This is a genomic window from Armatimonas sp., from assembly GCF_964826245.1.
On sequence record NZ_CBAYMC010000107.1, the window covers coordinates 1 to 14,183 of the forward strand.

15 protein-coding genes are annotated in these 14,183 nt (G+C 59.8%); 12 read left to right on the plus strand and 3 right to left on the minus strand.

Going from position 1 to position 14,183, the window contains the following annotated elements; all coding sequences use genetic code 11:
- The 3 genes from AC1XOS_RS11675 to AC1XOS_RS11685 all read left to right on the plus strand — a co-directional run.
- On the plus strand, positions 1-372 hold a 372-nt coding region (locus AC1XOS_RS11675), incomplete at its 5' end, for a hypothetical protein (protein ID WP_481962396.1).
- 36 nt (positions 373-408) lie between these two features.
- A complete protein-coding gene (locus AC1XOS_RS11680; RefSeq protein WP_481962397.1) occupies positions 409-864 on the plus strand; it encodes a nuclear transport factor 2 family protein in 456 nt (151 codons plus the stop codon).
- Positions 865-1,008: 144 nt separating this feature from the next.
- Positions 1,009-2,001, plus strand: coding sequence for an NAD-dependent epimerase/dehydratase family protein (locus AC1XOS_RS11685; RefSeq protein WP_481962398.1), 993 nt, complete (start codon positions 1,009-1,011; stop codon positions 1,999-2,001).
- 57 nt (positions 2,002-2,058) lie between these two features.
- On the opposite strand, the gene typA is transcribed toward AC1XOS_RS11685, so the two are convergent.
- Genes typA through AC1XOS_RS11700 form a run of 3 tightly spaced genes read right to left on the minus strand, consistent with a single transcriptional unit; the run spans position 2,059 to position 5,939 of the window.
- Positions 2,059-3,891 carry a translational GTPase TypA gene (typA, locus tag AC1XOS_RS11690; protein ID WP_481962399.1) on the minus strand — a complete coding sequence of 611 codons (1,833 nt, stop codon included), beginning with the start codon at positions 3,889-3,891 and terminating at the stop codon, positions 2,059-2,061.
- A gap of 51 nt (positions 3,892-3,942) precedes the next feature.
- Positions 3,943-5,271 carry a sensor histidine kinase gene (locus tag AC1XOS_RS11695; protein ID WP_481962400.1) on the minus strand — a complete coding sequence of 443 codons (1,329 nt, stop codon included), beginning with the start codon at positions 5,269-5,271 and terminating at the stop codon, positions 3,943-3,945.
- Entirely contained in the window at positions 5,268-5,939 is a 672-nt protein-coding gene (locus AC1XOS_RS11700; protein ID WP_481962401.1) for a response regulator transcription factor, read from the minus strand. Before AC1XOS_RS11700 ends, AC1XOS_RS11695 begins: the two co-directional genes overlap by 4 nt.
- A 118-nt stretch (positions 5,940-6,057) precedes the next feature.
- Here AC1XOS_RS11700 and AC1XOS_RS11705 point away from each other — a divergent pair, with 118 nt between their 5' ends.
- The 9 genes from AC1XOS_RS11705 to AC1XOS_RS11745 form a co-directional block, all read left to right on the plus strand.
- A complete protein-coding gene (locus AC1XOS_RS11705) occupies positions 6,058-6,525 on the plus strand; it encodes a hypothetical protein (protein ID WP_481962402.1) in 468 nt (155 codons plus the stop codon).
- Positions 6,526-6,623: 98 nt separating this feature from the next.
- A complete protein-coding gene (locus tag AC1XOS_RS11710) occupies positions 6,624-8,015 on the plus strand; it encodes a sulfatase-like hydrolase/transferase (RefSeq protein WP_481962403.1) in 1,392 nt (463 codons plus the stop codon).
- On the plus strand, positions 8,012-9,364 hold the full coding sequence (locus AC1XOS_RS11715; protein WP_481962404.1) for a metallophosphoesterase family protein: 1,353 nt from the start codon (positions 8,012-8,014) through the stop codon (positions 9,362-9,364). Before AC1XOS_RS11710 ends, AC1XOS_RS11715 begins: the two co-directional genes overlap by 4 nt.
- A gap of 51 nt (positions 9,365-9,415) precedes the next feature.
- Positions 9,416-10,906, plus strand: coding sequence for a YHYH protein (locus tag AC1XOS_RS11720; protein WP_481962405.1), 1,491 nt, complete (start codon positions 9,416-9,418; stop codon positions 10,904-10,906).
- Entirely contained in the window at positions 10,903-11,583 is a 681-nt protein-coding gene (locus tag AC1XOS_RS11725) for a hypothetical protein (protein WP_481962406.1), read from the plus strand. The genes AC1XOS_RS11720 and AC1XOS_RS11725 overlap by 4 nt, the downstream gene beginning before the upstream one ends.
- 33 nt (positions 11,584-11,616) lie before the next feature.
- Positions 11,617-12,300 carry a hypothetical protein gene (locus AC1XOS_RS11730; RefSeq protein ID WP_481962407.1) on the plus strand — a complete coding sequence of 228 codons (684 nt, stop codon included), beginning with the start codon at positions 11,617-11,619 and terminating at the stop codon, positions 12,298-12,300.
- A 4-nt stretch (positions 12,301-12,304) separates the two neighbouring features.
- A complete protein-coding gene (locus tag AC1XOS_RS11735) occupies positions 12,305-12,838 on the plus strand; it encodes a hypothetical protein (protein WP_481962408.1) in 534 nt (177 codons plus the stop codon).
- Positions 12,839-12,901: 63 nt separating this feature from the next.
- Positions 12,902-13,906 carry a YHYH protein gene (locus tag AC1XOS_RS11740; RefSeq protein WP_481962409.1) on the plus strand — a complete coding sequence of 335 codons (1,005 nt, stop codon included), beginning with the start codon at positions 12,902-12,904 and terminating at the stop codon, positions 13,904-13,906.
- On the plus strand, positions 13,906-14,183 hold a 278-nt coding region (locus AC1XOS_RS11745), incomplete at its 3' end, for a hypothetical protein (protein WP_481962410.1). The genes AC1XOS_RS11740 and AC1XOS_RS11745, both read left to right, overlap by 1 nt.

A 14,183-nucleotide genomic window follows, 5' to 3' on the forward strand; every position in this document is an offset into this window, starting at 1 on the left:
CGCCCGCTGATGGCTCTGCCCCTCGACAGTGGCACGATTCTCGTCCGCCCCGATGACTTCAGCGAGAGCACGCGCCAGGTGGAGCGCCGCACCCTCCGCAAGCCCCCCGCACCCGATGCCGATAAAGCCGACCCAGATCTGCGCCTCTCCCTACTCCAAGAGACCTTCGGCCCCGACCAGGTCTTCGTGCGCTTCCTGCAAGATGGCCGCCGCCTGCCCGTTGCCGACCGCCCCCGAATCCGCGAGCGGCACCTAGACGACTACGATAGAGCCCTCCGTGGAATCGCCCTCAAGGTCTTCCCCGCCACCCCCACCGAGCGCGACGAGTGCCCGTCGTGCCCCTACTTCTTCATCTGCCCCCGTGGGGAGTAAATTTTAGAGGCTGGCTTTCTATGCTATAATCCCGGCATGAAAAGCTCACTTTTTGTCTGTGCGGCCCTTGTGGTCTCCGCACCCGTTTTTGCTCAGCAGAAGAGCCCCACCCGCGCAGAAGCGATTGAAGCAACCAATGCGGCGGATACCAAGCGCATCGAGGCGATGGTAAAGGGTGATCTGGCGGCACTGGAGACGATCTTCACCAAAGACCTAACTTACACGCACTCCAGCGGCAAGATGGACACCAAAGAGACGCTGCTGGAGGCGATGAAGACCGGCACGACCAAGTATCTGGCCGTAACTCTTTCGGAGAAGAAACACCAGACCTACGCCAACACCGTGGTTATTACGGGAGTTGCAGAAGTGAAGGTGAAGGCGGGCGAGAACGACGTTGCGTTCAAGGCACGCTTCACCGAGGTCTGGACGCGGCAAAAGGGCGAGTGGAAGTTCGCCGCCTGGCAGACCACAAAAATTCCCGAGGCGAAATAGAATAATGCCCCGTGAACGGGGCATCGAGTAGCGCGATGCGCTGTAAAGCCCGTGCCGGGCTAGAGTTCGTTGTAGCCCGGCACGGGCTTTGCGGCGGGACGCCATTGCAGACGCCGGTTTTCAACCGGCGGACAGGAGAAACGCATGCGTGTTTTGTATATCGGGGGCACCGGGATTATCTCGTCGGCCTGTGTGGAAGAGTCGGTGCGGCAAGGTCAGGAAGTGTTTCTGCTCAACCGGGGCTCCTCGAAGAAATACCTCCCACCGCCAGGCGTGACGGTGATCACCGGAGATGTGACGGGCGATCAAGGGGAGCTAAAGGGGGTTCTAGCGATGCACGGGCCTTTTGATGCCGTCGCGGACTTTATCACGTTTACCCCGGAAGACTTGGAGTCGCGCCTCGCACTTGTCGAGGGCTTGGCGGAGCAGTTTGTGTTTGTGTCCTCGGCGAGCTGCTACCAGAAGCCGCCTAAGCACTATCTGATCACGGAGGAGACGCCGCTAGAGAACCCGCACTGGCAGTACTCACGCGATAAGATTGCCTGTGAGGCGCTTCTCGCGGGCCAGAGCAAGCAGGCGTACACGGTGGTTAGGCCGTCGCTGACCTATGGCCACGCGAACCTGCCACTGGTTCTCAATAGCTGGGCGCACCCGTGGACCGCCGTGGAGCGGATGCTGAGCGGCAAGCCCGTGATCGTGCCCGGAGACGGGACTTCGCTGTGGACCAACACCTGGAACGGGGACTTCGCCAAGGGGTTTTCGAGCCTGCTGGGCCGCTCCGAGGTTTATGGCGAGGCGTTTCATATCACCAGCGACGAAGTCCTCTGCTGGAACCAGCTCTTTCAGACCGTGGCCGATGCCCTCGGGGTGAAGGCTGACTTTGTGCACGTGCCGTCGGACTTCTGCATGGCGCTCTACCCGGACTGGGAGGGGACGCTGATCGGGGACAAGGTGAACTCGGTGGTGCTGGATAATAGCAAGATCAAGCGCTTTGTTCCGAGCTATAAAGCGGAGGTGCTCTGGGCCGAGGGTGTGCAGAGAGCTCTGGAGTGGTTTAGAGCCGACCCAGCGCGCCAGACGGTAGATGCGGACGTGAACGCTCGGCAAGATGCGGTGATTGCGGCGTACCGGGGGTAGAATCCCTCCTCCCCAGCCCCTCCTCCCAGGATTGGGAGGAAGGGGAAAGGAGGGAGTTTACTCGCCCTTTTCGGAGCGCTTGCGCATCTTGAAGTTCAGCTCGCGCTTGCGCATGCGGATGTTCTTCGGGGTCACTTCCATCAGCTCATCCGGGCCGATGTACTCCATCGCGCGGTCTAGCCCCATCTCAGACGGCGGGGTAAGGCGCACGGAGACATCACTGGTCGAGGCACGCATGTTGGTGAGCTGCTTGGTCTTGGTCACCGACATCACGAGATCGCCCTCACGCTGGTGGCGCCCCACGATCATGCCTTCGTAGACCTCGATACCAGGCCCAATGAACAGCTCCCCACGCTCCTCGGCGTTGGCGAGTCCGAAGTTGGTTGTCACCCCATTCTCATTGGCGATCAGGCTCCCCTGGGATCTATGGGGCAGCGGCCCAGCCCAAGGCAAGTAGCCCTCCAGCAGAGCGGACATGATTCCCGTGCCACGGGTCAGGGTCAAGAAGCGCGAGCGGAATCCTAGGAGGCCACGGGTCGGGATGACGATCTCAAGGCGTGTGTCGCCTCGATCAGACTGCTGCATGTTCATCAGCACACCACGGCGCTCCCCGAGTGCCTGCACAATGCTCCCCGAGTACTCCTCTTGGAGCGAGATAAACACGCGCTCAAAAGGCTCCAGCTTCTCCCCGTTCTCGCCGGTTCGGGTGATCACCTCGGGCATCGAGACCTGAAGCTCATAGCCCTCACGCCGCATGGTCTCAATGAGTACCGAGAGGTGAAGCTCGCCGCGCCCGTAGACGATAAAGCTATCGGGTGTCTCGCTCTCTTCGACCTTGAGGCTCACGTTGGTCTCTAGCTCTTTAAAGAGGCGCTCACGCAGCTTGCGGCTGGTGGAGAACTGCCCTTCGCGGCCTGCTAGCGGCGACGTATTCACGGCGAAGGTCATCTGAAGGGTCGGATCGTCCACGGTAGGCGGCGGGATCTGCTGGGGATCGTCGCCTGTGGCAATGGTCTCTCCAATGGTGACCTCGGGGAGGCCTGTCACGGCGATAATATCTCCGGCGTAGGCTTCTTCTACCGGGATGCGCTTCATGCCCTCGTAGACAAAGACACTCTGGAGCCGGGAGTTGTAGCGGGAGCCATCGCGGCGGAAGACCGTCACCTGCTGGTTGGGGCGCAGCGTCCCCGCAAAGAGCTTCCCGATTCCCAAGCGGCCTAAGTACGGGTCGCCATCGATGGTCGAGATCATCGCCTGTGTCGGGGCATCTCTATCCGCGATTACTTTAGGCTCAGGAACCGCGGAGAGAATCGTGTCGAAGAGTGGCTGGAGATCTACCGCATCCGCGTAGTCTTCGTTCAGCGACGAGCGACCGTCCAGCGCGGTGGCATAGACAATCGGGAAGTCAAGCTGGTCATCGGAGGCCCCCAGCTCCGCAAAGAGGTCGAAGGTCTCGTTGACCACCCAGTCGGGGCGTGCTTCCTGGCGATCCATCTTATTGATCACCACAATTGCCTTCAGGCCGGCGGAGAGGGCCTTTTCCAGCACAAAGCGTGTCTGTGGCATCGGGCCATCCACAGCATCCACGAGCAACAAGACACCATCCACCACCAAGAGCACGCGCTCGACTTCCCCGCCAAAGTCCGCGTGGCCGGGGGTATCTACGACATTGATCTTGTGGCCTTTGTAGGTGAGGGCCGTGTGCTTGGAGATAATCGTGATGCCGCGCTCACGCTCCTGGTCCATGCGGTCCATCACCCGCTCGGCGACTTCCTGGTTCTCGCGGAAGACACCACCCTGCTTGAGCATTCCGTCAAGGAGGGTCGTCTTTCCGTGGTCAACGTGGGCAATAATAGCGATATTTCTGAGCATAGTGATAAAACCTGACATGAAAAAACCCCCGCAGCGCATAGCATCGCGCGGAGGCAACTTAGAATTATATCATAGCTCAGCGAGCTGCACGGTCACGGTGGTTCCCTGGCCTGGCGCACTGGTAAATGAAACGGTCCCACCGTGCGCCTGTACAATGCTTTTGCAGAGAGCGAGTCCCAGGCCAGTTCCGCCATCGAGGCGGGCGCGGGCACTATCCACGCGGTAGAAGCGCTCCCCGAGCCGGGGGAGGTGCTCCGGCGCGATCCCACTTCCCGTATCGGTCACGGTGATGCGACTCGGCTGAGCACAAACCGTGATACTTCCCTCAGGTGGCGTGTGGCGCAGGGCGTTTTCGAGCAGGTTGGTCAGCAGGCGCAGTAGCTCGGACTCATTGCCCCAGTAGGTCAGCGCTTCGTCCTCGACACGGAGGGTGATCGGCGCGGTGCCGGGGCGTAGCACGCGCTCTCGTGCCTGCTCCAGCAAGCTCTGCGCAGAGACATCGCTTCGGCTCTCACCGAGGTGCCCGGCATCGCCGCGAGCCAGGAGCAGCAAGTCTTGCACCAGAGTCGTCATGGTGTCGGAGGCGCGGTCAATGTTCTGGAGGGTCGCGAGCAAGCGCTCGGGTGTCGGGGGGCCGACGAGTGCCATGCTGGCCATGCCCTTGAGACGTGTCAAGGGCGTCTTTAGCTCGTGGCTCGCATCTGCCGTGAAGCGTTTTTGTTGCTCAAAGGCAACCTCCAGCCGCTCCAGCATGCCATTAAACGTCGTCGCCAGAGTCGCAAATTCATCGTCGCCACTGACTGGAAGGCGCTCAGAGAGGGTCTGGGCGCTGAGCAGTGCCGCCGCCTTGGTGAGCTGCTTGACGGGCTGCAAGACGCGGTTGGTGAGGAGCATTGCCCCTCCCCAAGCCGCCAGTAAGACGAACGGAATAAAGGCGACCAGTGCCCGATCCAGCAAGAGCCCCGCCCGCTCGACTTCCGCCACGGGGTAGGTAACCTGCACCACTCCCATGACGATCCCCTGCTCCCGTACCGGCAGCGAGAGCACCCGAAGCGGCTCGCCATCGCTCTTGATGGTCGTGGTGAGCGCCTCCCCTTCCCGAGCCCGTGCAAACGCAGCTTCGTCCCAGAGCGGCCTGCCTGGCTGCATCATGGACTGTCCGTTGAGATCGTAGCGGTGGGGCTTGAATGGGTCTGCCTGGCCTTTTGGGGGACGGCGGTTGGGATTACTGCCTTCAAATCGGGGAGGGCGCTCGATAAAGCGCTGGGCACGGAGCTGCAGCTCACGATCTACCACCCCGTACATGCCCGCTTTCACGATCTGCCGCACGACCACACCGAGAGTGCCAAAGAGCACCAGCAAGGCCACGGTATTCCAGAGGATCAGCGTGCGCCTCACTCCGGGCCTCGCAGGGTGTAGCCTACACCCCAGACCGTCTGGATCAGCTTGACCTCGTGGCCTTCGTCCACTTTCTTGCGTAGCGACTTAATAAAAACATCGACCACATTTGAGCTGGTGGGCTCGCTCATCCAGACCCGCTCTAGGATCATCGCACGGGTGAAGACCTGCCGCTCGTGCGATGCCAGTGCCAGGAGAAGCTCGAACTCTCGGTGGCTAAGCCCTAGCTCGCGCCCACCACGCCGCACCACGTGCTCCAGGGTATCAATCTCAAGGTCCGCGACCCGAACCAGATTGCTCTTCTGTGCCCGCTCCCGCCGGGTGAGAGCGCGCACCCGCGCGAGTAGCTCTTTAAAATCAAAGGGCTTGGCCAGATAGTCATCGGCTCCGCTATCGAGGCCACGCACTTTATCGTCTATGCCATCGCGCGCCGTGAGCATCAGAATCGGCGTGCGGTTGCGCCGATCCCGCAGGGCTTTACAGACCGCCATGCCATCTAGCCCCGGCAGCATGATGTCGAGTAAGATCAGGTGAAACACACCCTCGCTCGCCTCACGCAAACCCTCACGGCCATCGTAGGCCACCACAACCGAGTACCCTACGTCTTCGAGTCCTTGCTGAAGCAGGCCCGCAATCACGTCGTCATCCTCTACAACCAGCACACGCATCGTAGCCTCCATTGTGCCGCGAAAAAGATGAATCTGGCATGAATAAGATTTGAGATGTTGCCGTCATTCATTTTTCATTTTTTAGGAATATAACGGCGTTGAAGGAGTGGATATTTCCATGAAAACAACTCGATCGATGATGGTTTCTCTCGTTGCGGTGCTAGCTCTTGGCGTGCTTGCCTCGGCTCAGCCTCCCGCAGGTGGTGGTGGACGTGGCCAAGGCGGTGGTCAAGGCGGTGGTCGTGGTCAAGGCGGCCCCGGCGGCGGTCAGCGTGGTGGTGGCCAGCGTGGCGGTGGGATGACGATGGAGACTCTGGAGCAGCTGGGGCTAACCGAGGCACAGAAGACAAAACTTCAGGGCATCACCGACAAGCAGCGTGAGGAAATGACGGCACTACGCACCAAGCACACTGATCAGATTAATTCGGTTCTGACCCCAGAGCAGAAAAAGAAGCTGGAAGAGATTCGCAGCAGCCAGCGCGGTGGTCAAGGTGGTGGCCGTGGCCAAGGTGGTCCTGGTGGCCCTCCCGCGGGCGGTGCAGGTGGCGGCGGTAAGGCGGGCAAGGGTGGCAAAGGCGGCGGCTAGCCTATCCCCCCTAAAAACGAGGCATGAAGTGCGACTTCATGCCTCGTTTTGCTTTGGGATTCATGCGGAATTCATTTTTTTCGGCAATTCTGAGGAGTATGAAAAAAGTTCTCTCTTTTACACTGCTGGGTGGGTGCCTTTTGCTAGGAAACACTCCTGTAAAGAATGCACAGGCGCACTCACAAAGTGCAGCGAAGCGACCTAACTTTATCGTGATTGAGGGCGAGGGCCATGGCTGGAGTAGCCTGCCCTTTGCGCAAGACCCGAAAAGCCCGAGTGCAAAGAACAATGGTGTCCGGATGCCCCACTTCGAGGCGCTTGCCCAAGGCGGGATGCGTTTCTCGCAGTTCTACGCCGCCTCACCACGCTGCACGCCCTCGCGGGCGGCGCTGCTCACGGGAAAGAGCCCGGCACAGCTCCACATGACCTTTGTCAATGAGGGCAGGCAAGGCGAAGTGGGCAATACTAAACTGCGCGCCCCACAGACCAGCACCGAGCTTGCGGAGCGCGAGACCACGATTGCTGAGCTGCTCCAGAGCGAGGGCTATGCCACGGCGCACTTTGGGAAGTGGCATGTCGGGCGTGCCAACCCCAGCCGCCACGGGTTCCCGGTCAATGATGGCCCCAATAACAACGGCGGCCCCGACAATAGCGCCGATCCCAGCACCGAGCAGACCCCGCTCACGGGCCAGAAGAGCGTGACATTTATCACCGAGCAGCTCAAGGCGGGCAAGCCCTTCTACCTCCAGCTCGACCAGTACGCCAGCAAAGAAGACAAGGCGCAGGAGGACATGGACAAGGTGCTTGGGGAGCTGATGCAGGCGCTCAAGGCACAAAACGCCGAGAGCAATACCTATATTCTCTACACCACGGACCACGGGACGCCGGGACGCAACTTCCCCCTGCGCGGCGGCAAAGGCCACGTCCTTGAGGGCGGGATTCGTGTCCCACTTCTCGTCAAAGGCCCTGGGATCGCGGCAAATACCACCTCCAATGTCCCCGCCACAGGCGTCGATCTCTTCCCCACCATCGCCAGCCTCGCCGGGCTCAAGAGCCTGCCGACAGGGATCGAGGGCGGGAGCCTCCTGCCGATTCTCAAGTCCGGCGGCACGGGCGTGGTCAAGCGCTCCCGTGAGGGGCTTTTCTTCCACTTCCCCCACTATGATTTTGACAACGGCGGCCCGGCATCGGCGATCGTTCTGGGCAACTGGAAGCTGATCAAGTTCTACGAGACGGGCAGCGTCCAGCTCTACGACATTGCCAAAGACCCGTCGGAGCGCACCGATGTCGCGCCGGCTCAACCCGAGAAGCGTGCCGATCTGGAGAAGCGCCTGACGGACTATCTCAAAGAGATCAATGCCCAGTTTGCAACCATCAACCCTGACTACGATCCCAGCAAGCCCACCGAGACCAATATCAAGCGTGGCGGTAAGGGCGGCGGGGGTGGCCAAGGCGGTCGCAAGAAAGGTCAGGGAGGAGGAGGACTATGAAGCTCGTACTTGCTCTTCTGCTCGTTTTATCCTCCCCCTTCCCCCCCGCCGAGCGGGGGGGAGGGGGGGGAATTCAGGGACGGCGGCAGGGCGGGCCGCCGGTGGTCTATCGGACGGAGGTTCCGGTGCATGACTACGATATGGTAGTCGGGCGGGTCACCAAGACAAGCGCAACGGTAAGCGTGCTGTGCTACACCGACTCCGAGGGAAGCTTGGTCTACGGCAGTGCGCCCGGAAAGCTGACCAAGAGCCTGCCGCGCACCAAGTTCCCCAAGGGCGAGCCGGTTGTGCTGGAGCTGAAGGGGCTTGCGCCGGGGGCACGGGTCTACTGGCAGGTGAAGTTTGAGAAATCTGCCTCGCCCGAGCGGAGCTTTGTGACCACACGCCCCGCCGGGAGCCCCATGGCTTTCTCGATACAGGCCGACTCCCACCTCGATGGCGGAAGCGTACAGGCGGTCTATCTGCGCTCGCTGGCCGCGATGCGCGACACAGACTTCATGGTGGACCTGGGCGACACGTTCATGACCGACAAGTACCCCAACTTCAAAGACGCCCACGCGCAGTATATTGCCCAGCGCTACTACTTCGACCAGGCCCACGTTCCTGTCTTGATGGTGCCGGGCAACCACGACGGTGAACGTGGCGCGGATCGGGAGATGGCCTCTTGGTCGCAGCAGGAGCGGCTGCGCTACTTCCCTAGCGCCCCCGAGAACCACTGGGCCTACGAGTCCGGCGATGCGCTTCTCATCGGCCTCGATCCCTACGGGCACACCACCAATCGTCCTCGTCGCGGCGGCCAGAACGGCAACGGAGGTGCCAACGAGATCACTGACAACTGGTACGTGACGCTTGGCAAAGAGCAGTATGACTGGCTCAAGAAGACCCTGGAAACCAGCAAGGCAAAGTGGAAGTTTGTCTTTATCCATAATCTCGTCGGGGGGCTGGGCCGCGACGGACGCGGGGGCGCAGAGGCGGCGCCGCTCTGGGAGTGGGGCGGCAAGAGCGCCGATGGCACCGATGCCTTCAAAGAAAAACGTCCTGGCTGGGACGCGCCCATCCATCAGCTCCTACTGAAAAACAAGGTCAGTGCGGTCTTCCACGGCCACGATCATCTCTTCGCACACCAGGAAGTGGATGGCATCATCTACCAGTGTGTCCCCCAGCCCAGTCACGGGCGCGGTGGTGGCAGCCGTAGCGCCGAGGAGTACGGCTACAAACAAGGCAAGATGCTCGATGGCTCCGGGATTATCAAGCTCAGTGTGACACCACAAAAAGCAAGCTTTACGTTTGTGCGAACCGAAAACGGCGAGGCATCTAAGGCCTTTAGCCACGAGTTCACCAAGAAGTAGACATTCTACGTCTTCATGCATGCTTCATTTCTTTCCAGGATAATAGCGACTATGAAACCAAGACTCTGGTTGTTCTCGGCACTCGGGCTGGCGGCGGTGCCGGTGATTGCCATTGCGGCACACCGTCAGACCGTAACATCGTCCTCAACCGTGGAGGCGATTGCGGCGAGCTTTAAGCCTTTTGCGCCGAAAGTGAAGACTCGCGCGGATGCGAAGAACTTCTATGTCGAGTCGGATGGGATGCCGGATCACCCGCTGATGGTCGGGATCACGGCGTGGCAGCAGCAGGTGCCAATTCCTCAGCGCTATGTGGGTAGCAACGCCTGGCAGTTTCCGCTGAGGCCCGTCCCTGCCGCCAATCCGCTCTCAGGCAAGACCCACTTTTTCCGGGGCGCAATGGCCCTTGCCGCCGATGGTGTCCCGATCTTCAATGCGCTCAATAACCGGGGGGTGGACTCATTTAAGATCGGAGAGCTGGATGAGTTTGGTGGGCACTGTGGCCGCGCCGACGACTACCACTACCATATCGCACCGCTCTATCTCGAAAAGCTTGTCGGGAAGGGCAAGCCCATTGCCTACGCCCTGGACGGCTACGCGATCTACGGGCAGAGCGAGCCTGATGGCAAGCCCGTCACCGGGCTGGATGCGTTCAACGGGCACACCACATCGGCTATCGGCTACCACTACCACGGGACAAAGACCTATCCCTATCTCAACGGCGGTTTCCACGGTGAGGTACAGGAGATTGGAGGGCAGGTGGACCCACAGCCGCGTGCTCAGAGCCCGCGCCCGGACACGCCGCCTCTGCCCGGTGCCAAGATCACAGCGTTCTCGCGCCCCACACCGGGTAGCTACTCGCTGACCTATGTGATCCAGGGCCAGACATGCCTTGTGAACTACAAAGTGGAAGACAACGGCAGCTACACGTTTGACTATGTCAACCCGGAAGGCAGGGCGATCACGCTCAACTACCCACAGCGCGGCCAAGGCGGCGGACAGGGTAGGCAACAAAATCAGGGCCGTGGTCGTCCACAAGAGCGTCCCGGACCGACCATCACGCCTGCCAAGCCCACGGATTTTCAGCTCATTAGCTCGGTAGTGGAGAACGGCGGGCTTCTTCCCAAAGCCTTCACCTGCGACGGTGAGAGCGCCTCGCCGCCCGTGGCGTGGAAGAACGCACCAGCGGGAACCAAGTCGTTCGCGCTGGTGATGCACCACTACCCGCCTGGTGAGACGGAAGCGCCTCATGTCTACTGGCTCGCCTACAATATCTCCCCGGACATCAAGGCGATTCCACAGAACGATCGGGCGATTGGAGCGCGGGGGGTCAATACAGTCAACCGCCGCAGTCAGTACGCGCCGCCCTGCTCACAAGGGCCGGGCAAGAAATGGTACATCCTGACGCTCTACGCCCTCTCCGATCAAGTCAAGCTCGATGCCTCGTCGGGCGTGACTCGTGATGCGCTCTTGAAAGCCATGGAGGGCAAGATTCTGAGCGCGTCGGTGCTCAATGTCGCCTACGAAAGACAAAGGTCCGAATGATGAAATTTAAGAAGCAGCTCCCGTTTTTTCTGGGTGCTCTGGTCGGCGCAGGAAGCCTCGCTCTGGCGATAGCACAGCCACCGCGTGGCGGCCAAGCAGGGATCATCAAGCCTGAGATGGGTGATGTGATCCAGGCCAATATCTACGCCGACAACTGGTTTGCGATGTACATCAACGGGAAATTAGTCGCCGTGGATCCGATTGACTTCCTGCCGCACAATGTCGTCAATGTCAATATTCTCCCCGAGTACCCGATGACAATCGCCATTATCGCCAAGGACAACGCCGACCCGAAAACCGGCTTTGAGTACGGCGACCATATCGGTGATGGTGGCTTTGTGCTGAAGTTCAGCGATGGCACCATCAGCGATGCCAAGTGGAAGGCCAAGCGTATTTTCAGCGCCCCGCCTGTCAAGTACGAGCCGATCCCGACCAGCTGGTATCTCCCCAGCTTCGATGACTCCAAGTGGGACAGCGCCACCGAGTTCACCCCTCAGCGCGTCAACCCCAAAAAGCCCTACTACGACTACAACTTCGAGGGCGCAAAGTTTATCTGGACCAGCGACCTAGACAAAGACAATACCGTTCTCTTCCGCACCAAGATCGAAAAACCCGGCTGGAAAGCCCGCTGGACAACCAAACCCGATCTGGATGTCTCCGGGTTCCCCTTGCGCTAATTCAGGGTAGAATCTCTTTGGGAGAACCCGAAGATGAAACGTATCTACGGACTGGGAATCGTCACTCTGGCCGTGGCCTCGATGGCCGCGGCCCAGCAGGCACTAAGCCTGCGGATCAATGGAAAATCCATACCAGCAGGCGCTGTCGTGGTCAAAGGGACGACGTATGTCTCGGCAGACGCACTCAAAGCCGCAGGAGTGGGCGTGCGGTACACCCGTGGCGGCGTCGAGCTGACACTACCTACGGCTTCCACAACCATAGGTGCGGGTGGAGCGAACCAACAAAATGCCGTTGAGGGCAAAGGCGGCGAGTGGCTCTTCAATGGCATCTGGCGCTTTCAAGTGATGAGCGTCGAGAAAGCCGATCCCACCACCGAGGGAATGGGCTGGAAAGTAAAAGTTGAGATTCGCAATGGCAGCAAGTTTGGCGGTGTTGCGCCCGCGGGAACCGGCTGGCAAGGCGTGACTCTGGTACTAGAGGACGGCAACTCGATCCCTGCCCGCTCCGATGCCCCCGAGCTACGCGATTCTGGGCTGGCACAGGGAGCAGGCAACACCCAAACACTGCTTTTTGAGACGGAGTCCGCGAGCAAACCCGTCCGTCTGATCCTGCGCTTTGATCCCAAAGGCCTTACCGGAACCGCGCTTCGCTTCACCGTCCCCGATCCGACTTTCCGCGTGGATGTCAAGGCAATCGTCCGCCCCAACTGCGACTAACACGATGCACTATCCAGATATAGGAAAACCAATCAAGACATTGTTTCGTGTCAAGGGAAAACTCATTATTGATATTCCTCACAATGGTCTAATTGGTTATCCTCTTGAGGCATTTGTAAAACTTTATCTTGAAGAGGGTAAGCAGCGTACAAAAATCACCACGCTTTCTCAGTTCAAAGACAAAGTTGAGGTTTCTTCACCGGAAGCCGCGCTTGATTTTGTCCGACTCAGAACCTCAGAGACAACCTGGTACTTCATGCAAGACTTCCCAAAAGAGCGAGCTTGGGCCGAGGTTCAGCCAGTGGGAACACGTGCGTCTTCGGGCTACTTTGGGACAACTACTCAGGCAGTCTCGGGCGGCTTTCTGGTGCGACGAAACATCATTCATGACAGCGATAAAAACCCAATCACGGATGTCTTTATGATCGAGGAAAAAGTCACCCCGAATGGTGACTACACGATTCTCAACGCCCGACAAATTTCGACAAAACCTCTCGCAAAAGTCTTCGCTGGGTTCTTCTTTCCGCGGTTTGAATAGATTGCCCCCTCAGCTTATCTGCTTCATGACTTCTTCATTGGATCAGCTTAAAATCAGAGCACGATGAAACGCAACACGCTTTTTCTTATCACGGGGCTGGCAACGACACTGACTGCCACGATCGCGCTTCGAGCACAGAGTCAGACAGCAGGGGGCTTTAAGAACGAGGTTAAGATCGAGGTTCGCGAGGGCTTTCGCTATATCACGGCCAATGGGATTCCCGACCATGTGACGGGGCAGTTTCCCAACCGGGGGAATCCCAACTCCATCTCGCCGCAGAACTACGCGTTCCGTGTGCCGGTCAAGCCAGAGCCCGATGAGAACGGTGGGACGGACACGGGGCAGAACTTTGGGATCGCGGTCAATGGTGTCACGTTTGACCCGACAACGGCGGAGTTCTGGAACGGCAACCGCCAGTGGCGCTACGAGGCAATGACGGGCTTTATGGGCGCACGCGGCGGTCTGGGCGTGGACGACAACCTCGCGCATGTGCAGCCCAATGGGGCGTACCACTACCACGGAATGCCGATGGGCCTACTCAAGAAGCTGGACTGGCAACATAAGATGGCGCTAGTAGGCTGGGCCGCCGATGGCTACCCGATCTACGGAAACTACGGCTACAGCAGCGCAGCCAGCGCCAAATCGCCGCTGAAGAAGCTCAAGGCCAGCTACAAGCTCAAGAGCGGCAACCGTGAGAGTGGCGATGGCCCCGGCGGAGCCTACGACGGCTCGTTTGAGAGTGACTTTGAGTTTACCAAAGGCAGCGGCGATCTCGACCCCTGGAACGGGCGCTACGGCGTGACTCCCGAGTTTCCCAAGGGCACATATTACTATGTCCTCACGGATTCCTATCCCTTCATCCCCCGCAAGTTCCGTGGCAAGCCCGATGCCAGCTTCCAGCGACGTGGCCCCGGGGGGCCTCCCGGAGGAGTCGGCGGCGGGCAGCCAGGTGGCGCAAGTATGGCAGGACGAGGGCAGTTTCTCTTTATCCAGCGCGGTAACACGCTCTATCAGTACAGCGCCGATGGTCTCAAGCTCCTGGGCAAAACGGAGCTTCCTCCCAACTAATGCGCCGCTTCCTCACCCTCTGTCTTGCCCTCCTTATGGCACTCCCGGCGCTCGCGCACGATCCGATGCTCTCGGGGCTGCGGGTGATTGTCGGTGGCGGGAAAACCGTGGTGAGTGTGACAACACACATCAGCTTGCTTACCGAGGCTGAGGGAAAACCGCTGGAGCCGCTGACGATGGATCTGGCGTTTCGGAGGCGCGTCCGGCTGCGCTTCTCCGGCACGGACTTCGCGCCGCAGAAAACCAACCTCCTGCGCGACGATCCCAACGATCTGGT